Here is a 22980-nt window from a genome sequence, read left to right on the forward strand (position 1 = left end):
TCAGGTTCGGGATTGATGGCGGGGGGTTAGGGAGGTGTGTTCGGAGTCGCGGGCGGCTTCGGCGGAGCCTAGTTGCCAGGGGACGCTGGTGACCATGACGCCGGGCCGGAACAGCAGGCGGGCTTTGAGGCGTAGGGCGCTCTGGTTGTGGACGAGGTGTTCCCACCAGTGGCCGACGACGTATTCGGGGATGAACACGCAGACGAGGTCGCGGGGGCTTTTGCGGCGGATCCGGGCTACGTGGTCGAGGATTGGGCCGGTTATGTCGCGGTAGGGGGAGTCCAGAACTGTGAGCGGGACGGGGATGTCGCGGGCCGCCCACTCACGTTCGAGTTGCTCGGTGTCGGCGGGAGAAGTTCGGACCGTCAGAGCTGTCAGGGTGGATGGGCGGGTGGCGCGGGCGAACGCCAGCGCTTGCAGGGTCGGGGTGTGCAGTTTCGATACGAGGACTATGCCGTGGATGCGGCTGGGAAGAGTTAGTGGTTCGTCGGGCGGGGTGAGCTCGAGGGCGACCCGGTCGTAGTGCCGGTGGATGGACTTCATCATGATGAAGACCACGGGCATCGCTATGACGACGATCCAGGCGCCGTGAGTGAACTTGGTGACCAGGACGACGATCAGGACCAGGGCGGTGAGCGCGGCTCCGGCCGCGTTGATGGCCCGGGAACGGTGCAGCCGGAGAGCTTCCTGGGGGGTCGCGTCGGCCAGCAGTTTGGTCCAGTGCCGGACCATGCCTGCTTGGCTGAGGGTGAACGAGACGAAGACGCCGATGATGTACAGCTGGATCAGCCGGGTCGTGCTGGCGTTGAACGCCCAGATCAGGGTGCCTGCGAGGAGGGCGAGGATGACGACGCCGTTGCTGAACACCAGCCGGTCGCCGCGGCGGGAGAACTGCTTGGGCAGAAAGCCGTCCTCACCCAGGATCGAGGCCAGGATGGGGAAGCCGTTGTAGGCGGTGTTGGCGGCCAGCACCAGGATCGCGGCGGTGAAGAAGGCGACCAGGTAGAACAGCCAGGACCCGTCGCCGGACACCGCGGCGGCCACCTGGGTGATGACGGTCTTCTGCTCGTAGCCGGCCGGGGCACCGGTGAGCAGGGCGGGGCTCTCGGCGATGCGGACGTGAGCCGTCAGGGCCAGGGCCGTGATCCCGGCGAACATCGCGATGGTGATCGCGCCCATGATGGCCAGGGTGTCGGCGGCGTTCTTGCTCTTGGGCCTGCGGAAGTTCGGCACGCCGTTGCTGACCGCCTCCACCCCGGTGAGCGCGGTGCAGCCCTGGGAGAAGGCGCGAAGGATCAGCGCCAGGGCCAGCCAGCCGGTGGTCTCGTGCGAGGCGTTGATGCCGAAATGCGCCGATTCTGCCTGCGGGGCGTCGCCGAAGAGGGCGCGGGTCCCGCCCCAGATGATCATGATGAAGACCACCGCGATGAACCCGTACGTGGGGATCGCGAAGACCGAGCCCGACTCCTTGACGCCGCGCAGGTTCATCACCGCGAGCAGCGCCACCAGCCCCAGGCAGATCGGCACGCTGTAAGGGGCGAGTGTTGGCACGGCGGAGACGAGGTTGGCCACGCCGGCGGCCACCGACACCGCGACGGTCAGCACGTAGTCGACCAGCAGCGCGCTGGCGGCGGCGAGCGAGGCGTTGACGCCCAGGTTCTCGCGGCTGACGGCGTACGCGCCGCCGCCGTCGGGATAGGCGTGGCAGGTCTGCCGGTAGGACAAGACCACTACCGCCAGCAGGACGATCACCGCCAGCGCCACGGCGGGAGCGAGATGGAACAGGGCCAGCCCGCCCAGGCTGAGCCCGAGCAGGATCTCCTCGGTGGCGTAGGCGTTGGACGACAGCGGGTCGCTACAGAACACCGGCAGCGCGATCTTCTTGGGCAGCAGGGTCTCACCCATCTGCTCGTTGCGCAGCGGCCGGCCCACCACGAACCGTTTGGGGAGTTTCAGGACATCAAGCACATTTCCAGCAGACAGCCTGCCGCTGGCCCGAGCCACGGCGTTAACGCCTTCCTGACGCCCCGGCGTGCGATCTTGACACACCCTTAACGCCATCGGTCCCCGTCCAGCCGAGCGAAAGCATGCCGGGCGATGGCCGCTGGAGCCGCCGCGCCTGACGTGCGGACCGCTGGGGCGGGTTTGAGCTGCGCCGCCAGAACGGTGGTCACGGGCCGAAGCGGTGGTCGTCAGGGTTCGAAGCGGTAGCCCATGCCCGGCTCGGTGATGAGGTGCCGGGGATGGGCGGGATCGGCTTCGAGCTTGCGCCGCAACTGCGCCAGGTAGACGCGCAGGTAGTTCGTCTCCTGCTCGTACGCCGGGCCCCACACCTCGCGCAGCAGCTGCACCTGGCTGACCAGGCGGCCGGCATGGCGGACCAGTACCTCCAGCACATGCCACTCGGTGGGCGTGAGCCGGACGTCGGCTCCCTCGCGCGTGACCCGTTTGGCGGCCAGGTCGATGGTGAACGTCGGCGTGGTGACCACGGCGGCCTCCTCGGCCGGGGCCGCGCGGCGGACCGCGGCGCGCAGCCGGGCCAGCAGCTCGTCCATGCCGAACGGCTTGGTCACGTAGTCGTCGGCGCCGGCGTCCAGGGCCTCGACCTTGTCGGTGGAGTCCTGCCGCGCCGACAGCACGATGATCGGCGCGCTCATCCAGCCGCGCAGGCCCCGGATCACCTCGCCGCCGTCCATGTCCGGCAGCCCCAGATCGAGGATCACCACGTCGGGCCGGTGGCGGGCGGCCAGGTCGAGGGCGGTCCGCCCGTCCGGCGCGGCGTCCACCTCGTAGCCGCGGGCCTTGAGGTTGATCCGCAGCGCCCGGACGATCTGCGGCTCGTCCTCGATCACCAGCACCCGCGTCATGGCCCCTCCGCGATCGGCAGGGCGAACACCATGGTCAGGCCGCCGCCGGGAGTGCCGGTGGCGGTCAGCGTGCCGTCCATCGCCTCGGTGAAGCCGCGCGCCACCGCCAGGCCCAGCCCGGCCCCGGTGCCCTGCGGGGCGTCGCCGAGCCGCTGGAACGCCGCGAAGATCTGCTCCCTGGCGTCCTCGGGGACCCCCGGCCCGTCATCGGCCACCCGCAGCTCGATGCGGCCCTCCTCCCGGCCGAAGCGCAGCTCGCTCGCGGTCACCAGGACGCGGCCCGCGCCGTGGCGCACCGCGTTCTCCACCACGTTGGCGACCGCGCGTTCGAGCAGCCCCGGATCGGCCAGCACCGGCGGCAGCGTCTCGGGCACGTCCACCTCGATCAGCTCCGCGTCCACGCCGGCCAGCGCCCGGAGGACCACCTCCTCCAGGGCCACCGGCCGCGCCAGCGGCGCGAGCGCCCCGGCCTGGAGCCGGGTCATGTCCAGCAGGTTGGCGATCAGGCCGTCCAGCCGGTCGGCGGACTCCTCGATCGTGGCCAGCAGTTCCGCCCGATCCTCCTCCGCCCACTCCACATCGTCCTGGCGCAGGCTGCTCACGCTCGCCTTCACCGACGCCAGCGGGGTGCGCAGATCATGCGAGACGGCCGCCAGCAGCGCCGTCCGGACCTTGTCGACCTCGGCCAGCCGCCGGGCCAGCACCGCCTCGGCCTCCAGCCGCTGCCGCTCCAGCGCGGCCGCCGCCTGATGCGCGAACGCCGCCAGCACCCGCTGGTCCGAGGCCGGCAGTACCCGGCCCCGCGCTGCCAGGACGGCATCGTCGACCACGACCCGCATGTCCGCCTCGTCGGGATGCGCGGCCGCCCGCCGACCGGCCGACCCGGCCACCCGCCAGCCCGGCTCGGCGCGTTCCAGCATGCTCACCGAATCCAGCGCGAACGTCTCGCGGGCCTGGGCCAGCAGGTCCGGCAGGGTGTCCTGGCCGCGCAGGACGGTGGTGGACAACCGGCTCAACGCCGCCGCCTCCGCCCCCGCCCGCGCCGCCGCGCGCCGCCGCCGTTCGGCGAGATCGACCACCAGCGACACCGCGACCGCCACCACCACCGACAACACCAGCGCCAGCACATGCTCGAAATCGGCGATGCTCAGCGTGTAGTAGGGCGGGGTGAAGAACCAGTTCGCCAGCAGGTTCCCCGCGATCGCCGCGCACAGCGCCGGCCCCAGGCCGCCCACCAGCGCCACCACCACGGTGAACGTCACGAACAGCAGCAACGTCGAGGCCAGCCCGACCTGATCGCGCACCTGCGCCACGAGCAGCGTCAGCAGGAGCGGCCCGGCCAGCGCCAGGGCCCACCCGACGAGCAGCCTGCGGCCGCTCAGCCCACCGTCCCCGCTCATCCCCATGACGATCTCTAGCGTAAGCCCGAGCTCGCCGGCGCCCCGCACGCCTACGCCCAGCGCGGACGAAGAGGATCAGCCAGGGACGGTGGAGTCACGACCGTTGCGGTTTAGGGGTCACAGGTGCCCGGCCATGCGTCCACGTGCCAATTCTTTCCCCTTGTGTCAACAATCCTGGGCCCGCGCCAGAACTCCGTGTGGTTCGCACCTTGCTGGTCGAACATTCCGCAGTATCCGGCTCCGATGTAAACACCTTGGGTTTCCGGATAGCCCGAGAGCGCTCCGGGCGGCATCAGGTCATCGTATGTGCCGTGTTTGTAGTCACCGTCCAGGTACTGGATGGCGCCGATCCAGATGTCGGACACGTTCCTGACCCCGTTCGGCGCGGCGGACGCGGGGGACGCCAGGCTGACCAGGAGGGCGGCGGGCAAGGCGGCCGTGAAGGCCCATCTCCATTTTTTCATCGTGCCTCTCATTTCCTGACGACGCTTACGTTGCGCACTTGTCGCTCTTGAGGAAATGGTGCATGCCGAAGCCGGGCTTTGTCCTTACGGCAGCGCGCACAGTTCTTTAGTCTGCGTGCACGGTCAGGTGTGAGGGCCGCGCTCGGCGGCTTTCCAGGCCTCGATCTGCGAGCGGGGCCAGTACGTGCGGTACAGGATCCGGATGGGCGCAGGAAAGGGGTTGCCTTTGGGGCGTCCGCGGGTGAGCCAGCTGCGGACGGTGGTGGGCTCGACATCGGCCAGGGCGGCGGCGCCGGCGGCATCGACCCACACGTCGCCCTCGGGAAGGTCGGGCAGCCCCAGCAGCCGTCCGGCCGGGAGCTCCTGCCCGGCCCGAAGGGCGCGGCGCAGATCGATGAGGTGCTCGTACAGATCGGCGGTCTCGGTGTGCTCGGTGCGCGGGCCTTCGTTCGGGCCCTCTTCGGCGGCCAACGGTCACTCCGTCCCGGCGCGGTCCCGGCCCGCACCACAGCCCTAAAGCTCTACCACCGATCCGGCCCACCCCGCCACCGCCGGTGAGATTCGTCCGCATCGAGACCACGACGGCGGGGCGCTCGTGCCGAGCCCCCCGCCGTCGTGCGGTCAGGTCAGCGGACGGTGCCGTAGGCGTGGATCGCCGTCTGGTCGACGGTGTTGCCGTCGGCATCCTCGGCGCGAGTGCGCAGGGCCTGGTTGTGTTCGTTGAGCGCGGTTCTGCGAGCAGCCGGGCCGTCCTTGGCCGGCGTAGCGGGTGCGAACCTCGGCAGGTCCTTGGTGCGCACCCACGGTGAGCATTGCGGTGCGCATGAGGGAGGGCATGCGGGGCTTCATCGGGTCGGCACCTCCCCGGGGCGGTCGACGAACCGGCCGGAGGCCGTGCGGGTCTCCAGGTTGAGCACCGCGCCCGTCTTGGTGCTCCAGGTGCCGTCGGTGCCGCTGGAGGCGTGATCCTTGATCACTACGATGCGTTCACCCAGATAGGCGTAGGTGTTCGGGTCGATCATGACCTCGGTGCGCAGGTAGCCCTCGACGATCCGGCCGACGGTGATCGCGGGGCGGCCGATCAGGTCCACCGACCGGCGGTCGAGCGTGACACCGGGCAACGCCGAGATCGCGCGGAAGATCGCGGCTTCCAGCTTCGGCGGCGCGACGCCGTTGCGCAGGATCGCCGTGTACTCCCCGTACAGCGTCGCGGCGCGCTCCTCGCCCTTGGCCTCGGCCAGGCCGTGCACCAGGCCCTTGGCGACGATGGCGTCGGCGAGCCGCGCCGGGTCGGCGGGCAAGCTCGCCAGTGTCGGGTAGTGGTGCTTCCAGCCCCCGCCGCCGTTCTCGATCTGGGGCCGGGTGCCGTTGCCGAAGGTGCGGGCGATCTGCCGGCCGTCCGCCCGCCACCACGTTCGCTCGGTGCGCCGGGTGAGGCGGGTCTTCGGGCCGCTGACGCGGGTGCCGACGGGCGTGATGAGCTGGGTGTGCTCGACGTATATCCACTGGTCGGGACGCGGCGCCCGTCCGGCGCGCGCGTCGGCGGCGATGGCGGCGCGGTCGAGCAGTTCGGCCGCGTTGGCGACCGGGCCGTGCGGCACGATCGGCCGGGGCCGCCCGTCCTTGTCGGTGCTCGTCAGGTTCTCGGCCACGGTGATGCCCGTGACCGCGGTCGCGGCGGCGACGCCGACCACGGCCAGGCGCACGACCGTTCTGGCCGGGCGCCGGCGGACCGGCGCGCTCTCACGTGCGGCGGCGAGCAGGCGGGCGCGACCGTCGGCCACGGCGCTCTCGGACGGCGGCCGCACCTCGCGGCACGCCTGGTCAAGCTCCATCATCGCTGGCTCTCCTCACGTGGATCGAACTCGCTCATGGCGCGGCGCATCTTGGTGCGGGCGCGGTTGAGCCGGGAGTGCGCGGTGCCCGTGGCGATGCCGAGCGCCGCGGCGATCTGCTGTGGCGACAGGCCGCCCGCCGCGGTGAGCAGCAGGACGTCGCGCTGCCCCCGGGGCAGCTTGGCCAGTGCGGCGGCGAGCCGCTGCCGGGCCGACTGCGCCTCCACCCGGTCGAGCACCTGCTCGACGGGCGCCTCGGCCGCGGGGTCGACGCCCGTTCGGGCGATCAGCCGCCAGAACGCGACCTCGCCGCGCCGGTGCTTGCGCACCAGATTCGTCGCGATGCCGAACAGCCACGGCAGCGCGTCCGGCCGCGACAGGTCATAGCGGTCGCGCTTCCTGAAGGCGATGAGGAAGGTCTCGGCCATCAGATCGTCGGCCAGGTCCATGCCCAGCCGCCGCGCCACATAGCGGTGGATCGCCGCGTGGTGACGGTCGTAGAGCAGGGCGAACCGCTCGGCGTCCTCCAGGGAACGCCGGATCAACTCCGCGTCGGTCTCCGTGCGGACATCACTGGTCATATGGATCCCATCGCTGCCATACGGCCCTCCGGGTCGGGGGTTGCGGTCACCTGTTATTGCCGTGGGCGGCAGCGCGCTTCCCAGAAGAATCGGGTGCCCGGGACGACCGGCAGGTAATGATCCTCTCCGGCGCACGATCGGCAGGGACCGCCGGTGTTCTCCGGCGCTGTACCTGTGTGGCCTCAGCGCCCGCGCGGTGGGCGGGGGCCGGCGTTCGTGGCAATCTCGTTACGGTATGTGCTCGCCTCATCACGGTGGACGTGAACATTGGGCTGGAGGTCTGATGCCGCCGACCGAGTTGATCCCGCCGCAGGCCGTGAACCTCGCCGTCCGCGCTCTCTGCGCGCTGCCCGCTCCGGTGCGCCGGTTGATCGCGGGCCGTCAGATCAGCCTGGACGGGCAGCGGCTCGCGCCCGAGGCCCAGCTCCTGCTCGCGCTGATGAAGCTGGAGAACGCGGTCCTGCGCGACGAGCGGGTGGATCTCGCACGGCGCCGCATCGAACGCGGTCAGCGGCTCGTCGACGGCAGGCGGGTCGGCGGCGTCGGCGTCCGGGCGCTGAGCTTTCCGAACGGCATCCCGGCGCGGCTCTACACCCCGGCGGGCCTGCCCGCCGGATCACCTCTGCTGGTCTACTACCACGGCGGCGGGTTCGTGCTCGGCAGCCTCAACGTCTGCGACTCCCTCTGCCGCCGGCTGGCTGTGAGCGCGGCCGTCCGCGTGCTGTCGGCCGGCTACCGGCTGGCGCCCGAGCACCCGTTCCCGGCGGCGGTCGACGACGCGGTGGCCGCGTACGAGCACGCCGTGAAGAACGCCGAGTCGTTCGGCGCCGATCGCGGCGCGGTGGCCGTCGGTGGTGACAGCGCGGGCGGCAACCTCGCTGCCGTCGTCAGCCGGCTCGCCGAACCGGTGCCCGCCTTGGCGTTGCTCTTCTACCCGCCCCTCGATCTGTCCGGCCGCCGTCCCTCCCGGGATGTTTTCGCGGAGGGCTTCTACCTGACCGACCCGGACGTGAACTGGTTCGGAGACCTGTACATCCCGGTCGAACGGCGCAAGGAGCCCAAGGCGTCACCGCTGCTGGCCGAAGATCTCACCGGCTTCCCGCCCACCTATGTCGCCACCGCGGGCTTCGATCCACTTCGGGACGACGGCGAGGAGTTCGCACGCAGGCTCGCCGACGCCGGTGTGCCGGTCGTCCTGCGCCGGCACGACGACCTCATCCACGGCTTCGCCAACATGGGCGGCCTCGGCGGGCGCTTCGCCGAGGCCGTCACCGAAGCGGCGGGCGCCCTGCGGATGGGCCTTGCCATCGCCTGCGGTAAATGACGACGGACGACACGTCAGGCGGTTCTGCGCGCGTCGTTCACGGCCTGTACCAGGGCGTCGATGTCTGCGGGCGTGGTGCGATGGCTGATGACGCAGGCGCGCAGTGCGGCATGTCCGTTCAGGCGCACGGGGCTGATCCAGGCGCTTCCGCTTTGCACGACGGAATTCGCGAGCTCGGTGTGGTGCTTCCAGGAATCCGCGGGCGGTGAAGGGTCGGCGAAGCAGACCACTGGGAGGGACGTGTTGCTGGTGATCAGCCAACCGGAGTCCCTGAGGTGGGCGCGGAGGGCGTCGGCCAGTTCGGCATCGCGTTCCAATTGCTCGGCGTAACCGGAGCGGCCCGCGACGGCGAGGCTCAGGAAGAGCTTCAACCCGGCGAATCGGCGCGACCATTGCTGGCTGGACGTATAGGGATCGACGGTGTCGGGGATATCGGCGGGCATGTAGGAGGTGGAGACCCGGAAGGTCTCGGCCAATCCCGCACGGTCGGTGCACAGCAGGGCACCGGCTCCCATCGGGACGCTCAGCCACTTGTGCGCGTCCACGGTGATGGAGTGGGCCTGTTCGATCCCGGTCAATGCCTCGCGTAGCCGATCCGACAACGCGGCCACTCCCCCATAGGCGGCGTCGACATGGAAGCGGATGCCGTACGTCCGGCAGAGTTCGGCGAGCTCGGGCAGGGGGTCGATGACACCGGCACCCGTGGTGCCCGCCGTGCCGACCACCAGGAACGGCGCGTCTCCGGCGGCGCGATCCGCGTCCAGCCGGGCTGTCAGTTGTTCGAGATCCATGCGCAGATCGGCGTTGACCGGGACGAGGCGTACCGCGTCCCGGCCCAGGCCGGTGGCGTGCGCGATCTTCAGCCAGGCCAGATGGCTCTCCGCCGACGCGTACAGGACGGGACGGCCGGGCAGCGCTCGCAGCCCGGCGGTGCCGTATCCGGGCCACATCCTGGTCAGCGCCAGCAGCACCGCGGTCAGGTTCGCCTCCGCGCCACCGCTCGTGAACGACCCGGCCACCTCCGCGGCCGGGTATCCCATGCGCGCGCCGAGGAAACGCAGGAGATGGGCTTCGATCTCGACCGCCGCGGGCGCGTGCGACCACGCCGCCAGCTGCGGGTTGAACGCGGCGGCAAGGGTCTCGCCGACGACTCCCAGCAGCGTCGGCGTCGGATTGAACAAGCCGAAATACCGTGGATGCGTCGTGTGGACGGTGGAGTCGCGCAGCAGCTCCACGAGATCGTCGATCACCGCGCCGGGATGGGCCGGCTCATCGAAGTCGTACAAGCCGACGGCTGATCGCAACCTGGCGAGATCGATCTGAGGGGCCACGGGGCGCGCGGAGATCTGCTCCCGTTCGGCTTGCAGGACGTCCAGGACGTGCCGCCACAGCCATGCCGTCGGCCCGGAAGCCGGATCGAACGAGTCGCGGCCCAGCGGAAAGGCCTCTTCGGTGATCGTTACTGAGCCCTTACCAAGCGCGTTGTCTGTCATGAAACCCATGCTCGCGACCTCACGCCCGGCGCCCAAGCGGCAGGAACGACGGTGACCGCTAAAATACTGACATGGCCTCCCGGACCCTCGCCGTCGCCGTCACCGACGGTGTGCCGATCTTCGAGCTCGCCATTCCGTGCGAGGTGTTCGGCTACATACGTCCGGATCTGACCGACTCCTGGTACGACTTCCGGCTGTGCGCTCCGGCCGGCGAACGGCCGCGTACCGCCGCCGGCTTCTCCCCCAACACCGACCACGGCCTCGACGCTCTCGCCGAAGCCGACACCGTCGTGATCCCCGCCTGCCACGACGTGCACGATGACCAGCCGCCCGAGCTCGTCGCGGCCGTACGCGCCGCCCACGAGAATGGGGCACGCATCGTCTCCTTGTGCTCGGGCGCGTTCGTGCTGGCGGCCGCAGGCATTCTCGACAGACGGCCGGCCACCACCCACTGGATGCACGCCGGCCTGCTCGCCCGCCGCTACCCGAACGTCCAGGTCGACGCGTCCGTGCTCTACATCGACGACGGCGACGTCCTGACCAGCGCGGGAACCGCCGCCGGACTCGATCTCTGCCTGCACATCGTCCGCACCGACTACGGCGCCGCCGTCGCGAACGCGCTCGCCAAGCGTCTGGTCATGCCCGCGCACCGGCCCGGCGGCCAGGCCCAGTACATCGACGCCGCCAACGCGGTCGATGACATGGACCAGCTCGCCCCCCTGCTGGACTGGGCGCGCCGACGGCTCGACCAGCCCCTGACGATCTCGGTCCTCGCGCGGCAGGCCAACGTCACCGACCGCACCCTGATCCGCCGCTTCCACGCCGTCACGGGCACGACGCCGATGAACTGGCTGCGCAACATCCGGGTCGAGCACGCCCGCGAACTCCTGGAGACCACCACCCTGCCCATCGACCGGATCGCCGAACGCTCTGGGCTCGGCAGCCCCGCCAACCTTCGCCACCACTTCACCCGTACCGTCGGCGTCCCTCCGAGCGCCTACCGCAAGGCCTTCTCCGCAGGCTGACATCAGGGCCGAAATCGGGCGAACACGCTGCGGCCTGTCGGTGGGCGCTGACATGCTGGGCGCCCCGTTTGTTGATCATGTTCGGAGCTCCCCTCATGTCCACTGATCTGTACGGCGCACGAATTCTGGCGGTCGCGCCCGACCGCTTGAGCGTGCGGATGCGCGTTTTCGTCGTCTACTACGAGGCCTCGATCCAGCGAGCCCTCGACCTCCCTGGCGATCCCGCGTTCTTCCTGCGCTTGCTCTGGGATTGCGCCGACCAGTGGCCGAGGCGTAAGGACGCGTCCAACGGCACGCTGCCCGAGCCCGACGGAACGTTGGCGGACTTCGATTACAAGGCGCTGATGGACGATGCCTGGCTGGAGGAGCACCTCAGCGCCTGCGTGCGCAGTGTCCAGCGGGTGGCCGAACGCAACGCCGAGCCGGACGCCGCGGACTGGGAGCACATCCACGACTTCTACTACGAACGCCATGGAGGTTGGCTGGACGAGCATCGCCTCGTTCAGGCCGACTACGTCGTGCGCGTGACCGACCCGCGCTGGCTCACCGGCGTGGAGCCGGGCCACAGTTGGGCCACCACCTGGTACCCGAGCCCCGAGTTCGGCGGCCCGGAGGTCGCCGACGACGGTTTCGGCGGCCGCCCCGGGTCCGGCAAGCCGCACCCGGCCCCGGCGCCGCATCCGGCGCAGGGCTTCGAGGTGATCGGCCACCTGCCCGCCAGGGTGGCGGACGCCCGCGCCGTTGGCGAGGTCGAACGCGGCGTCGCGGCGGCCCGCGCGGGCGATGCCGGCTCCGCGCGCGAGCTGCTGAACGGCCACACGGGACGGGGACGCACGTCCACCGGGATGCGCGCCGACCTGACATTGGCCGCGCTAACAGCGTTGGAGGCGGGGCCAAGGGACTCGTCGTCGCCGTCCTCCGGCCTTGTTGTCGAGTGTCTGCGCCGGGTCGCGGCGGGCGAGGACCCGGAGGCCGCGCCACAGGCGTCCATGGCCCTGAGCGCGCTCGCCGACGCATCGCTCCGGCGCGCCATGGCCGCCGAGCAGCTCGGGGACGCCGAGACCGCCCGCGCGATCTACGAGTCCGGCGGCGAGCCGGCGACGGTGCTGCTCGGACGGCTGCTCGGCGACCGTGAGATCCTCGCGCGGGCGCAGCGGGCGGACGACCCGCTCGCCGCGTCCTACGCCGGATATCTGCTCGGCGGCCTGCTGATCGACGCCGAAGAGTACGGCGAGGCGCGCGAGGTGCTCGGCCGCGCGTGCGAGGCCGCCCAAGCCACCCGCGAGAACCCGTACGGGATCCTGCCGTGGATCGCCGTCCGGCTCGGCGAGTTGCTGGCCGGGCAGGACGCCCCGATCGAGGAGATCCGCGACGCGTTCGTCCTCGCCCAGCCGCTGATGGAGATCGCCGACCCGGCTCTCGCCGCCGTCGGGCTGAACACGCTCGACGGCAACCCGTACGCCGTCCAGGGCGCCCTCAAGTGGCTGGAGGCGTGGAGCGGCGAACGCCACGCTCACGGCTGCCGCCTCGCCACCATGCTGGGAGCGCGGGTCGTGGAGGCGTCCGACGAGCCCGCCGACCACCCTCTCAACCGGATGCTGCGCGAGCTTGACGGCTCCCCCGAGTCCGTCGCGTACGGGTTGTTCCTGGCGGCGCGGGCAAGCGCCTCCCGCAAGCAGTGGGACGACGCGTTGCTCGACTGGAAGGCTGCCGCAGACACCGGTGTCCTGCCGTACGCACGATGGGCGGGCACGTGCCAGGCCGTTCTCCTGCGCGTCCAAGACGAGCACGAAGCTGCACAGTACGCCCTACGCCACGGACGCGAGGACCGCCTGATCGTCGAGATCGCCGACGCGCTCTACCAAGAGGAGCACGAGAAGGCGCGCATCGCGTACACGATGGCGGTCGAGGGTGATGACCCGCTCGCCGCCGGCCGCGCGTCCCTCGGGCTCGGCCACATCCTCTCTGAGGAAGGCAGGCTGGAGGAGGCCGCCGAGACCTACCGGCGGGCCCGCCGTCAGGCGGACGGTTCCCGCGCGACCAACGCCTCGTTCAACCTGTCCACCGTCCTGACCGAGCTGGGCGACGAGGCGGGCGCGGCAGAGGCCGCCCGCGACGCCCGCGATCGCGCACTGGCGGCCGGTGACCCGGCGCACGGGCGGGCGCACACCGCCGAACGGCTGGGCAACAAGCTGCGCGACCTGGGCAGGTGGGCCGAGGCTCGCGACGCCTACCAGGACGCCGTCGACGCCTGGCGCGAGCGCTGGAACGAGAAGTATCCGTACGACGCGCGATGGTCCCTGCTCTACCTGGCGCAGATTCACGGTCTCCAGGACGACTTCGCGACGGCTGAGCCGATCCTGCGCGCGCTGCTGAAGATGTTCGCCAAGCCCAAGGGAGCAGAGGAGAAGGAGATCGCGGTAATCGCCGCCTTGGCGATGGCACTCAACGCCAAGGACCGGCAAGACCTCGACGAGGCACTCCCGTGGTTCAACAAGGTCTTCAGGTCCCGCGACGACAAACACATTCCCACGGCTGTGGCGCACTTGGCGGAGCTGTACTACTGGCTGGGCGACAAGGCCGAGGCAGCCCGCCACTACGAGCGGACGCTGGAGCTGAGCGACGACCCCGAATTCGTCGCCGAGGCCGCTTATCGTCTGGGCGAACACCTCGCCGAGACAGGCGAGCGCGACCGCGCCATCGCGATGATGGAACGGACGCTCGCAAGCGGCTTCGACGGCTTCGACAAGGACGCCAGGCGGATGCTCGCCCGCTTGCGATCCGCATGAAGACGGCTAGGGGATTTTGAAACCCTGCTTGGAGAGGTCGAGCACGTTGGTGGGGGCGGTGATCTTCTCTGCTTGGCCATAGGCGAAGTCGAGACGGTCACCGGGCGACTTGTCGTTGGTCACCGCGAGCGGCAGCGGCTCTCCCTGGGAGGAGATCCACAGGTGGGAGCCCTTGCCGTCGGTGATGTCGTGCGCGGGCTTGCCGTCCAGGTCGCGGCCGGGCCCCAAGGACAGGCTCTCGCTGGTGCCGGCGGGACCGAACACCATGGCGCTCCCCATGAACGATCCCATGGGCCCCAGGTCCTTGCCCCGGATCAGGGTCCACTTGCCCTTGACCTTGTCCAGCAGGCCGGCAGGCGGTGGCGGGCCCACGTTGATCTCGCCGCCCTTGGTGTAGTGCTTGTCACCGATGATGACGAACTGTGTGGTCGACTTCTTCTTGCCCATGAACGGGCCGCTGAGCTTGCCCTTGGAGTTCTTGCCGCGAACGCTGTAGTCGATCGAGGCCACACCGTTGTCGGTTTTGAGCTTCCCGCGAACCCGCACGTTGGGCACCTTCGCGAACGCATCCCGCGCCTTGGCCGCGATCTGGCCCGCGTTCGGCGGAGGGCTCGCGGTCACCGTCGCCGTCGCGCCCGGTTTGGTCAGGCCCCCGGTGTTGCAGGCGCCCGCAGTTAAGGCCACTGCGCCGGCAGCGACGCACAGCCGAAGGGACGGAGATCGAAGAATGCCCGGAATCTCCGGCATGGTGGATCACCTCCGCACCTGTGACGCCCGGAAGATCCCCACGGTTCACAAACCCGCATGTTCTACGGCACCGCGAGCGGTGGTTTGCACCGTATGGCCGTGGCGCTCGAAATGAATGACTGCGCAGAGTCGTGACGCTATGAAGCCGGACGTTCACGATTGAGGTGGTACGCGGGGAAGACGAGAGGCGGGGGATGCCATGTCGGCGGAGAGCCATCCGCTGGACCCTTTGTCGGCCTCGGAGATCTGCGAGGTCAAGCGGATCCTCGTCGATGCCGGGCTGATGACGTCCGCGACCAGGGTCGCCTTCCTCGGGCTCGAAGAACCGGACAAGAGCGAGGTGCTGGGTTTCCGGCCCGGCGCCCCGATCGACCGCCGGGCACGCGTCCTGACGCTGGACGCGGAGTCCGGTCGTTCCCGCGACCTGCTGGTATCGATCAGCCGGGGCACCGTCGACCGTGAGGTGCCGATCGACCCCGCGACGCAGGGCCAGGTTCCGATCCTGGGCGAGGAATTCACCATGGTCGAGGAGATCGTCAGCGCGAGCGCGCCGTGGCGCTGGGCCCTCGAACGCCGGGGCCTCGAACCGGAGCAGGTGCGCTGCGTCCCCCTGTCGGCCGGCTGCTACGGCGATCCGGCGGAGACCGGCCGGCGGATCATCCGCTGCCTCGGCTTCCGCCAGGACCATCCGAAGGATCACCCGTGGGCCCATCCCGTGGACGGGCTGGCCGCCTACGTCGACCTGATCGCGCGCGAGGTGACCAGGGTCGTCGACGAGCAGGTGCTGCCCGTTCCCGACGAGCCGGGCAACTACGACGACGGCGACTACGTGGGTCCGGCGCGCGAGACCCCCAAGCCGATCCGCATCGAGCGTCCCGAGGGCTCGGACTTCACCGTCGAGGGCATGCGGGTGACCTGGCAGAACTGGAGCCTGCGGCTCGGGTTCAACGCCCGCGAAGGGCTCACGCTGCATCAGGTCGCCTTCAAGGACGGGCCGTCCACACGGCCGATCATCTACCGCGCGTCGATCGCCGAGATGGTGGTCCCCTACGGAGACCCGTCGCCGGTGCGGTACTGGCAGAACTACTTCGACATCGGCGAGTACCTGCTCGGCCAGTACGCCAATTCCCTGGAACTCGGTTGCGACTGCATCGGCGACATCCACTACTTCGATGCCGTGCTCGCCGACGAACGCGGGGAGCCGCGAAGCATCCGCAACGCCATCTGCATGCACGAAGAGGACTATGGGGTGCTGTGGAAGCACACCGACCTGTTCACCGAAGCACGGCAGACGCGGCGGCAGCGGCGCCTGGTGATCTCCTTCTTCAGCACCGTCGGCAACTACGACTACGGGTTCTACTGGTACCTCTACCTCGACGGCACCATCGAGTTCGAGGCCAAGCTCACCGGCGTCCTCTTCACATGCGCCTACCCCGGCCAGGGACATCCGTTCGCCTCGCAGGTGGCGCCGGGGCTGGGCGCCCCGTACCACCAGCACCTGTTCACGGCCAGGCTGGACATGATGGTGGACGGGTCGTCCAACGCGGTCGACGAGATCAGCGCCCTCCGGCTCCCTCCCGGGCCGTGCAATCCGCACGGCAACGCCTTCACCACGGCGCGCAGAAGGCTGGTCTACGAGTCGGAAGGGCAGCTGGCGGACCAGGGCACCGGACGCGTCTGGCACGTGCTCAACACCGAGAAGCGCAACCGGCTGGGGCAGGCGCCGGCGTACGTCCTGCATCCGCAGGGACGGCCCGTCCTGCTCGCGGATCCCTCGTCGTCGATCGCCCACCGCGCCGCGTTCGCCGGCAGGCATCTGTGGGTGACCCCCTACCATCCGGACGAGCGCTATCCGGCCGGTGACCTGGTCAACCAGCATCCCGGCGGCGACGGCCTGCCCGCGTGGACGGCGCGCGGCCGCGCCATCGACGGCGCCGACATCGTGCTGTGGCACACGTTCGGGATGACGCACTTTCCGCGGACGGAAGACTGGCCGGTGATGCCCGTCGACCATGCGGGCTTCGTCCTCAAGCCGAGCAACTTCTTCGACCGCAACCCCACGCTCGACCTCCCGGCGCCGTCCGGCGGCCACTGCGAGACCCCCTCCGCAACCGATGACGCGGGCACGGACGACGACGACAGCGCGGGCGACGACGGCGCGGACGACTAACGCACCACATCAGGCGGAACGGCTACCAGCGCATCATGGGGAATGGCCGCCTTGGATGGCGCACGGCGTAGCCCAGGCCGGCGCGGAGCAGGAAGGCGTGGAATCCCCCGTACGGCAGGGCCCGCGTGATCTGCTCGATGTCGTGGCGGCTGAGCGGGCCGCGCAGGCCGCCGCGCAGCACATCGATGCGGTCGGCGCGCCGGAAGGACTCCACGAGCCGGTCGCGGACCGGCCGGATCTTGTGATGCGACTCGACCATCGCCACCACCTGTGGGAGCTCCTCGGCGGAGACCTCGTCGGCGTGGCGGGCGGCGAGCTCGGCGGACGGCGGCAGGTAGTCGAACGTGCCGGCGGTCCAGATCCCGAGGTCGTGCACCGCCCATGCGAGCGCGAGCCCGTCGGTGGGTTCGCGCTGCCCGAGCAGCCGGAGCTGATAGTTCAGCCCGCGGTAGACATGGTGGCGATAGTCGGACGCGGCGGAGCCGAGGGCCTTGCCATGCGACTCCAGCACTTCGTCGATCACTGGATGGGACGTCACTACCTTGCCCGGCATATCCAGAACGTAACACGGGTTCCACCGGCGACCCGGCATTGAAAACACCTAAATAGGGTATATCGGTGCATCCACCCCGGCATTCAGAAGCAAGTGCCACCGCGCAGAAATGTGGACGTTTCCCAAACGCCACAAATCCCCCATCGCAAGCGCAACAAGTACGTATATCTAAGAAACAACTCCCCCCTTTCTCTCAAGGCAGATCTAGCCGGGCAACATTTACAAACCGCCCGACGGCCTGGAACGGTGAGAGAGCCCAAGCAGCGCTGGGCGAAGGTCGATTACCGCATCGCCCGGGGGGATCTCAGTGGCAGACGACCGTGCCGCGACGGCAACACTCCACCGCGGACTGGCACTCGAGGCCTTTGACTCGCATTTGTTCCGGAGGAACTCGGCGACCGTCACCGCGAAGCTGGAAGAGTATCTGGACGGCACCTCGATCAGGGGTCTCCGGCTGACCGATCCCGCATTGCTCGGGCGGGCCGCGCGGGCGCTGATGACTCGGGAGCGCCAGAGCATTCCGGCGCTGGACGAGCAGAAACTGTCGGCGATCGTCGATCTGTACCTGCGCACTGGAATCCAGCTGCACTCGCCCGGTTACATGGGCCGGCAGTTCTCCGGCGTGGTGCCGCTCGCCGGGGTGATCGAGCTCATGACCTCGGTGGCCGGCCAGCCCGCGTCGTTCTATGAGGCCGGCCAGCTGCCGAACGTCGTGGAACGGATCATGGCCGACGAGCTGAACGAGTTCATCGGCTGGGATCCGGAGCGCTTCTCCATGGTGACCACCTCGGGTGGTTCCCTGGCCAATCTGACGGCGTTGCTGGCCGCCCGCAACAGGGCGTTCCCCCGTTTCTGGTCGGACGGAGCCGCCGCCGCCGGACGGCGAGTCCGTCCCGCCATCGCGATGGGCGACAACGCCCATTACAGCCTTTCCAGGGCGGCCGGTGTCATGGGCATCGGCGAAGAACAGATCGTGCGGCTGCCGGTGAATCGCCACGGAACGATCTGCATGGAACGGGCGCGCCCGGTTCTTGCGTCCGCGGAGCGGCGGCATCTCAAAGTGTTCTGTCTGGTGGCCTCGGCCGGGACCACTTCCCTCGGGGCATTCGACCCGCTAGAGGAGCTTGCGGACCTGGCCCGCGAAAAGAACCTCTGGCTCCACGTCGATGGCGCGCACGGCGCGAGTCTCCTGGTATCCGACAGGCTTCGGCACAAGCTGAAAGGAATTCACAGAGCCGACTCGCTGTGCTGGGACGCGCACAAGATGATGTTCGTGCCCATGCCATGCACGATGTTGTTCTACAGGAACAAAGAACACGGCTACGGGGCGTTCCGGCAGGAGGCCAGCTACGTCTTCGAGCAGGAGCCGGACATCTACACCGCCCTCGACAGCGCGGAGCAGAACTTCGAATGCTCCAAACGGCCGATGATCATGAGCCTGTGGGCCTTGTGGGCGCTCTATGGCCCCGCCCTGTTCGCCGAGAAGATCGAATATCTCTGCCGGCTGACGCAGGAGATCTACCACGAGGTCTGTGCGGCTCCGGATTTCGAGGCACTGCACAGGCCGGAAGCGAACATTCTCTGTTTCCGCTACCGCCCTGACAGCCGTCTCGCCGACGCAGAACTGCACCGGCTTCAGCTGGCCATCCGGAACCACATCAAGGCCGAAGGCCGCTTCTTCATCTCCAAGGTGAATGTCGACGGCGTCGCCGCCCTGCGAGTCGTGATGATGAATCACCAGATCACCCGTGAGCATTTCCAGATGTTGCTCGATGACGTCAGAAACGCCGGACGAACGCTGCTGGGCAACGACCAGCGACGCGACAAGGAGAAGGAGTAGTCAATGCAGCAAGCGGCCACTACCCGGCCGAGGATGTCGTCCGAAGAGACCACCTCGCTCGCCGAACGGCTGATTCCTCCGGCGGAGCTGAAGCCCGCCGCGGTGGCCGGCCTGGCGACGCTTCCCTCCTTCAAGAGCAAGATGCGCGAATGCGAACGGGTCCTGGGCACCCGGTACAGCGAGGTCGACCATTCCGTCCAGGAAGCGCTGGTGCTCCGCCGGCTGCGGCAGCTCGTCAACATCGTGATGCTCAACCCGGCATGGCGGGAGCGTCTTCAGGGGGCGGGGCTCACGGGCGCCCCGGCGACGTTCCAGGAATGGCAGGACATCCCGCTGGCCGACAAGGAGGCCCAGCGCGAACTGTTCATGGGTTCGCGGCCGGGCCTGGTGATGCCGCTGAGCGCCGGGGGCTTCGAGATCGTCGCCAGTGGCGGCACCAGCGGCGGCCAGCCGCTCGAAAGCGTCTACTCGCTGCGCGAACTGCACGACACCTACGAGGTGGCCGGCGACTTCCTCGGCACCTACCTGCTGCGGCAGTACCTCGGGGGCGTCGAGCCCAGCTGGCTGTTCACCACCTTGGCCGACTACCAGATGTGGAGCAGCGGCACCATGGTCGGCGGCGTCCTGCAGCACGTGCCGGACGTCAACTACATCGGCGCCGGGCCGGTCACCGCGGCGGTGCTACGGCAGATGTTCTCCTATCCGGGCCCCAAGGCGATGATGGGCATCACCGCGAGCATCGCGCTGATGACCGAACTCGGCGCCGGCCTGAGCCAGGAGGCGAGGGACAGCTTCCGCGTCGCCCTCTACGGCAGCGGAATACTGTCGCACTGCAAACGCACCGAACTCCACGAGATGTATCCGCAGCTGGTCATCCTCAGCTATTTCGCGGCCACCCAGGCGGAGACCATCGGATTGCAGCTGTGGCCGTCGTCGCCTTACCTGGCCGCGGTCCCCGGCCTGCACCTGATCGAGATCGTCGACGAGAACGGGCGCTGGGTCGCCGATGGCGAGGAGGGCGAGCTGGTCGTCACGCGCCTGCACGGCCACGAGGCCCCGCTGCTGCGCCTCAAACTGGGCGACCGGATGATCCGCCGGCCGAGGATCGATGGCCCCGGCCTGAAGACCGGCCAGTTCGAGTTCGCGGGCCGCAGCGGCGACATCCTGCACCTGGGCGACACCCAGTACTCGGCTACCCGCGCCTACGCCGCGCTGCACGAGGGGCTCAAGGCGGCCAACGTGCTGGATCTGGAGCTGGTGGCGCACGACGTCCAGTTCAGGAACGACCGCGAGGAAAGACTCCTCACGCTGCTGGCCGCCGTCGACGACGTCCATGGGCTCGGAACCTGGATGAGCCGGACGCTCGGCCCGCACGACATGGAGCGCATCTTCAGCGAGTCCCTCGGCCGCGCGCTGTCGGTGTTCAACGACGGTGAGGCCAATTCCGCCTACATGGAAAAGACGGGATACCGCTTCGAGCTCAGGCTGGTCGACCGTTTCTCGGCGGAGATCGAGCGAACCGCGGTGGGAAAGGTCCCCCTGGTGCGAGACGTGGCGCGCTGAGGCGGATCGAAAGACGCCGGTCAATTCACACGAAAAGGACCCATGATGCAGTCGCGCGTGAACATCGTCATCGCGGTCGACGTGATCAAATGCCTCTCGGAAGGAAGCCTGCTCAACGGCAACCTTTCCATGATGGACGATGGAAAGTACCAAAGTACGGGGCAGGGAACGGCCGAGCTGTGCACGGTCTGCTGCCCGGGCCAGGTCGTCAGATGGACGGTCGTACCGCTGGACGTGCAGACGCCCGTCGCGATCAAGAACATCACCTTCCTCCCTTCCCGCGACGACGACGATGACGTCAACGACAGCGGCAACGGCAACGGCAAGCGATCGGTTCTCGACAGCTGGTCCAGCCTGCTGGTGCCGGACACCACACAGCCCCTCGAAGAGGTCAGGGGCCCCGGCTACGGAGAGGCCGCCCTTCCTGACGGCGGCCCTTCTGACGGCGGCGCTCCTGACGGCGCCTCCCCTGACGGCGCTCTCGTCGACGAGAACCCGACCCTGGACGTCTGGGATGGCGTGGTTCCACCGTTCCTGGAGCCGGCGGTGTCCTATCGCTACCGGCTGGAGCTGCAGATGTACGAGGGCGAACGCAGCACGCTCCAGATCGAATCCCCTGCGCTGAAGGTCCTCTAGGCGCTTCACCGGAAGGAGACGAGCCCATGCCCCAACACCTTGCCCTCATCGTGCTGGTGGACGTCAACGCCGCCTTGAAGGCCGGAGCGTTGGAAGACAACATCTACCTGCTCGACAACATGAGCCTGCTGGGTTCCGAGAACGAGGGCACCGGCAATCTGGTGACGGCCGTCAACGGCACCTGCTGGTGCGACGGATCGCAGGCGGACGAGCAGGTCCTGAACTGGCTGCCCTACAGCCTGGGACGCGACACCGTCTCGGGCCCGCCGCCGCTGACGCCCGTGATCACCGACATCACCGGCGAGGCGGTCGACCAGCAGATCATCTACCCGGCCCAGTACGGTTCGCCGGATCTGGTGACCGACGGCTGGTACTGGTCCGCCTCGGTGGACACCTCCCACCACGGAACCTTCTCGTACACCCTCGAAATCGAACTCCACCGCCCGGTGAAACGCGGCAGGACGCACACCTGGGAACCGGTGCACATGTCCTATGGCTCGCGCATCCGGATCGAGTCGAAGATGAGGCGCAACGGCTTCACCAAGGCCGATACCGCCATGCTTCCCATCGCCGCGGGCGGATCGTCGCCACCGTATCCGTACCCGCAGCCGTATCCGGAGCCGACGGAATCGAGGAGCAGAGGATGAGCACGCAGAAATCCCGGCCGGGAGGCGGCGGCAGTGGCAGCGGCGGCCAGGAGCGGCAGGTCTCCATCACCGCGATCGTGGACTGTGTCGGCTCGCTGGCGACCGGAACGCTGCTCGGCAACCTCTACCTGTACGACACCAACAAGGCCGGCGGTTCGAGCGGGCTCGGCACCGGGGAGCTCACCACCAAGGTGAAGAAGGGCGACCAGCTCGTCTGGACCGCCCTCGCGCTGACCCGCGAAACCTACGTCTGCATTCACGGCATCGACATCGACGGCGAGGTCTGCGTCCCGGAACGCAAAGTGTTCCCGGAGACCGATGTCTCCTACTGGGTCGGCACGGTGAAGAAGGACGTCGAGCAATTCGTGCCCTACCAGCTCCAGTTCAAGGTGGGCCGCAAGGACGAGCCGATGACCAGCCCCCTGTCACCGGGCCTGGCCGGCCAGGACGTCGCGACCGCCGGCACGGCGGCCTCGCAGGAGGAACGATGACCGGGAAGACCGCCAACGGCACCGAGGACAAGCAGAACCCCGGGCAGCTGAGCGCCGTCCAGCTCAACATCGTCACCTTCGTCGACATGGAGAAGGTGGCGGCGACGGGCACGCTGGAAGGCGCCCTGTACATGATGGACAACGGCAACGGCAGCACCGGCCAGGGCACCGGAGACCTGCAGACGGTCTGCAACCAGGGCCAGGTGCTCAACTGGATCATCCGGCCCCTCGACATGGAGACCAGGCCCGACGGGTCCACTCCTCCCATGCCGAAGATCAACAACATCGTCTTCCTCGACAACACGGTGGACGGTGCGGAGAAGGTCGCCAATTCCAAGGTCTGCGCCGAGCTCAAGGTGTACGGGATGCCTGACTTCACCCGGCACCCGCTCACCCCCAGCTACTACTACTGGGCCGGTGTCGTCGCCCTCACCGTGGAGCCGGGCGTGCACGAGTACCGGCTCAGTCTCGAACTGGAACAGGAAGGAAAGAAGGAGAGGATGTTCTTGAGGAGCGAGACCAGGCCGTCCATCCGAGTGCTCGCCGTGTAGGGGG

The 22980-nt window shown here is 69.0% G+C and carries 21 protein-coding genes; 11 read left to right on the top strand and 10 right to left on the bottom strand.

All coding sequences use genetic code 11. The annotated features are described in order from the left end of the window. From ACGFNU_RS32750 to ACGFNU_RS32760, 3 genes are all read right to left on the bottom strand, one after another. The gene (locus tag ACGFNU_RS32750; RefSeq protein WP_392599926.1) at nt 1–1968 is read right to left on the bottom strand and encodes an APC family permease; all 1968 of its coding nucleotides are present in this window, start codon (nt 1966–1968) and stop codon (nt 1–3) included. A 224-nt stretch (nt 1969–2192) separates the two neighbouring features. Then, on the bottom strand, nt 2193–2867 hold the full coding sequence (locus tag ACGFNU_RS32755; RefSeq protein ID WP_392599928.1) for a response regulator: 675 nt from the start codon (nt 2865–2867) through the stop codon (nt 2193–2195). Beyond that, a complete protein-coding gene (locus tag ACGFNU_RS32760; RefSeq protein ID WP_392599930.1) occupies nt 2864–4267 on the bottom strand; it encodes a DUF4118 domain-containing protein in 1404 nt (467 codons plus the stop codon). The genes ACGFNU_RS32755 and ACGFNU_RS32760 overlap by 4 nt, the downstream gene beginning before the upstream one ends. 339 nt (nt 4268–4606) lie before the next feature. Between ACGFNU_RS32760 and ACGFNU_RS32765 the strand changes: the two genes are divergently transcribed. Then, entirely contained in the window at nt 4607–4750 is a 144-nt protein-coding gene (locus ACGFNU_RS32765; RefSeq protein WP_392599932.1) for a hypothetical protein, read from the top strand. 104 nt (nt 4751–4854) lie between these two features. On the opposite strand, the gene ACGFNU_RS32770 is transcribed toward ACGFNU_RS32765, so the two are convergent. The 4 genes from ACGFNU_RS32770 to ACGFNU_RS32785 form a co-directional block, all read right to left on the bottom strand. Beyond that, nucleotides 4855–5202: a hypothetical protein gene (locus ACGFNU_RS32770; protein WP_392599933.1), complete on the bottom strand. Its 348-nt coding sequence runs from the start codon at nt 5200–5202 to the stop codon at nt 4855–4857. 155 nt (nt 5203–5357) lie between these two features. Next, nucleotides 5358–5531, bottom strand: a complete 174-nt coding sequence (locus ACGFNU_RS32775; protein ID WP_392599935.1) for a hypothetical protein — start codon at nt 5529–5531, stop codon at nt 5358–5360. A gap of 45 nt (nt 5532–5576) precedes the next feature. Further along, nucleotides 5577–6569 carry a CU044_5270 family protein gene (locus ACGFNU_RS32780; protein ID WP_392599936.1) on the bottom strand — a complete coding sequence of 331 codons (993 nt, stop codon included), beginning with the start codon at nt 6567–6569 and terminating at the stop codon, nt 5577–5579. After that, a complete protein-coding gene (locus tag ACGFNU_RS32785; RefSeq protein ID WP_392599938.1) occupies nt 6566–7147 on the bottom strand; it encodes an RNA polymerase sigma factor in 582 nt (193 codons plus the stop codon). The genes ACGFNU_RS32780 and ACGFNU_RS32785 overlap by 4 nt, the downstream gene beginning before the upstream one ends. Nucleotides 7148–7430: 283 nt before the next feature. Between ACGFNU_RS32785 and ACGFNU_RS32790 the strand changes: the two genes are divergently transcribed. After that, nucleotides 7431–8471: an alpha/beta hydrolase gene (locus ACGFNU_RS32790; RefSeq protein WP_392599940.1), complete on the top strand. Its 1041-nt coding sequence runs from the start codon at nt 7431–7433 to the stop codon at nt 8469–8471. 14 nt (nt 8472–8485) lie between these two features. Here ACGFNU_RS32790 and ACGFNU_RS32795 read toward each other — a convergent pair whose 3' ends face one another. Further along, nucleotides 8486–9964 carry a pyridoxal phosphate-dependent decarboxylase family protein gene (locus ACGFNU_RS32795; RefSeq protein WP_392599941.1) on the bottom strand — a complete coding sequence of 493 codons (1479 nt, stop codon included), beginning with the start codon at nt 9962–9964 and terminating at the stop codon, nt 8486–8488. A gap of 71 nt (nt 9965–10035) precedes the next feature. On the opposite strand from ACGFNU_RS32795, the gene ACGFNU_RS32800 reads away from it, so the two are divergent. Both ACGFNU_RS32800 and ACGFNU_RS32805 read left to right on the top strand, forming a co-directional pair. Continuing rightward, nucleotides 10036–10989: a GlxA family transcriptional regulator gene (locus ACGFNU_RS32800; protein ID WP_392599943.1), complete on the top strand. Its 954-nt coding sequence runs from the start codon at nt 10036–10038 to the stop codon at nt 10987–10989. Nucleotides 10990–11084: 95 nt separating this feature from the next. Then, complete coding sequence (locus tag ACGFNU_RS32805) at nt 11085–13778, top strand: tetratricopeptide repeat protein (protein WP_392599945.1); 2694 nt, start codon at nt 11085–11087, stop codon at nt 13776–13778. A gap of 6 nt (nt 13779–13784) precedes the next feature. Here the strand turns inward: ACGFNU_RS32805 and ACGFNU_RS32810 are convergent, their stop codons facing one another. Continuing rightward, nucleotides 13785–14525: a hypothetical protein gene (locus ACGFNU_RS32810; RefSeq protein WP_392599947.1), complete on the bottom strand. Its 741-nt coding sequence runs from the start codon at nt 14523–14525 to the stop codon at nt 13785–13787. A gap of 199 nt (nt 14526–14724) precedes the next feature. On the opposite strand from ACGFNU_RS32810, the gene ACGFNU_RS32815 reads away from it, so the two are divergent. Beyond that, on the top strand, nt 14725–16695 hold the full coding sequence (locus ACGFNU_RS32815) for a primary-amine oxidase (RefSeq protein ID WP_392599949.1): 1971 nt from the start codon (nt 14725–14727) through the stop codon (nt 16693–16695). A 22-nt stretch (nt 16696–16717) separates the two neighbouring features. Here ACGFNU_RS32815 and ACGFNU_RS32820 read toward each other — a convergent pair whose 3' ends face one another. Beyond that, nucleotides 16718–17248 carry a hypothetical protein gene (locus ACGFNU_RS32820; protein WP_392599951.1) on the bottom strand — a complete coding sequence of 177 codons (531 nt, stop codon included), beginning with the start codon at nt 17246–17248 and terminating at the stop codon, nt 16718–16720. A gap of 307 nt (nt 17249–17555) precedes the next feature. Here ACGFNU_RS32820 and ACGFNU_RS32825 point away from each other — a divergent pair, with 307 nt between their 5' ends. The 6 genes from ACGFNU_RS32825 to ACGFNU_RS32850 are packed head-to-tail and all read left to right on the top strand — an operon-like array spanning nt 17556 to nt 22976. Then, complete coding sequence (locus ACGFNU_RS32825) at nt 17556–19088, top strand: pyridoxal phosphate-dependent decarboxylase family protein (protein WP_392599952.1); 1533 nt, start codon at nt 17556–17558, stop codon at nt 19086–19088. A 33-nt stretch (nt 19089–19121) separates the two neighbouring features. Beyond that, nucleotides 19122–20651, top strand: coding sequence for a hypothetical protein (locus tag ACGFNU_RS32830; protein WP_392599954.1), 1530 nt, complete (start codon nt 19122–19124; stop codon nt 20649–20651). Between the two features lie 42 nt (nt 20652–20693). Beyond that, a complete protein-coding gene (locus ACGFNU_RS32835) occupies nt 20694–21287 on the top strand; it encodes a hypothetical protein (RefSeq protein WP_392599956.1) in 594 nt (197 codons plus the stop codon). A 26-nt stretch (nt 21288–21313) separates the two neighbouring features. Next, complete coding sequence (locus ACGFNU_RS32840) at nt 21314–21934, top strand: hypothetical protein (RefSeq protein WP_392599958.1); 621 nt, start codon at nt 21314–21316, stop codon at nt 21932–21934. Continuing rightward, nucleotides 21931–22425 carry a hypothetical protein gene (locus tag ACGFNU_RS32845; RefSeq protein WP_392599960.1) on the top strand — a complete coding sequence of 165 codons (495 nt, stop codon included), beginning with the start codon at nt 21931–21933 and terminating at the stop codon, nt 22423–22425. Before ACGFNU_RS32840 ends, ACGFNU_RS32845 begins: the two co-directional genes overlap by 4 nt. Continuing rightward, nucleotides 22422–22976, top strand: a complete 555-nt coding sequence (locus ACGFNU_RS32850) for a hypothetical protein (protein ID WP_392599962.1) — start codon at nt 22422–22424, stop codon at nt 22974–22976. Before ACGFNU_RS32845 ends, ACGFNU_RS32850 begins: the two co-directional genes overlap by 4 nt. Nucleotides 22977–22980 lie beyond the last annotated feature (4 nt).

Source organism: Spirillospora sp. NPDC048911 (genome assembly GCF_043198015.1).
Taxonomy (GTDB): domain Bacteria; phylum Actinomycetota; class Actinomycetes; order Streptosporangiales; family Streptosporangiaceae; genus Spirillospora.

Coding starts and splice junctions, on each gene's coding strand:
- ACGFNU_RS32755 (WP_392599928.1), bottom strand. CDS start 2,867: ATGACGCGGGTGCTGGTGATCGAGGACGAGCCGCAGATCGTCCGGGCG.
- ACGFNU_RS32760 (WP_392599930.1), bottom strand. CDS start 4,267: ATGAGCGGGGACGGTGGGCTGAGCGGCCGCAGGCTGCTCGTCGGGTGG.
- ACGFNU_RS32765 (WP_392599932.1), top strand. CDS start 4,607: ATGGCGCCGATCCAGATGTCGGACACGTTCCTGACCCCGTTCGGCGCG.
- ACGFNU_RS32780 (WP_392599936.1), bottom strand. CDS start 6,569: ATGATGGAGCTTGACCAGGCGTGCCGCGAGGTGCGGCCGCCGTCCGAG.
- ACGFNU_RS32785 (WP_392599938.1), bottom strand. CDS start 7,147: ATGACCAGTGATGTCCGCACGGAGACCGACGCGGAGTTGATCCGGCGT.
- ACGFNU_RS32790 (WP_392599940.1), top strand. CDS start 7,431: ATGCCGCCGACCGAGTTGATCCCGCCGCAGGCCGTGAACCTCGCCGTC.
- ACGFNU_RS32795 (WP_392599941.1), bottom strand. CDS start 9,964: ATGACAGACAACGCGCTTGGTAAGGGCTCAGTAACGATCACCGAAGAG.
- ACGFNU_RS32800 (WP_392599943.1), top strand. CDS start 10,036: ATGGCCTCCCGGACCCTCGCCGTCGCCGTCACCGACGGTGTGCCGATC.
- ACGFNU_RS32805 (WP_392599945.1), top strand. CDS start 11,085: ATGTCCACTGATCTGTACGGCGCACGAATTCTGGCGGTCGCGCCCGAC.
- ACGFNU_RS32810 (WP_392599947.1), bottom strand. CDS start 14,525: ATGCCGGAGATTCCGGGCATTCTTCGATCTCCGTCCCTTCGGCTGTGC.
- ACGFNU_RS32815 (WP_392599949.1), top strand. CDS start 14,725: ATGTCGGCGGAGAGCCATCCGCTGGACCCTTTGTCGGCCTCGGAGATC.
- ACGFNU_RS32820 (WP_392599951.1), bottom strand. CDS start 17,248: ATGCCGGGCAAGGTAGTGACGTCCCATCCAGTGATCGACGAAGTGCTG.
- ACGFNU_RS32830 (WP_392599954.1), top strand. CDS start 19,122: ATGTCGTCCGAAGAGACCACCTCGCTCGCCGAACGGCTGATTCCTCCG.
- ACGFNU_RS32835 (WP_392599956.1), top strand. CDS start 20,694: ATGATGCAGTCGCGCGTGAACATCGTCATCGCGGTCGACGTGATCAAA.
- ACGFNU_RS32840 (WP_392599958.1), top strand. CDS start 21,314: ATGCCCCAACACCTTGCCCTCATCGTGCTGGTGGACGTCAACGCCGCC.
- ACGFNU_RS32845 (WP_392599960.1), top strand. CDS start 21,931: ATGAGCACGCAGAAATCCCGGCCGGGAGGCGGCGGCAGTGGCAGCGGC.
- ACGFNU_RS32850 (WP_392599962.1), top strand. CDS start 22,422: ATGACCGGGAAGACCGCCAACGGCACCGAGGACAAGCAGAACCCCGGG.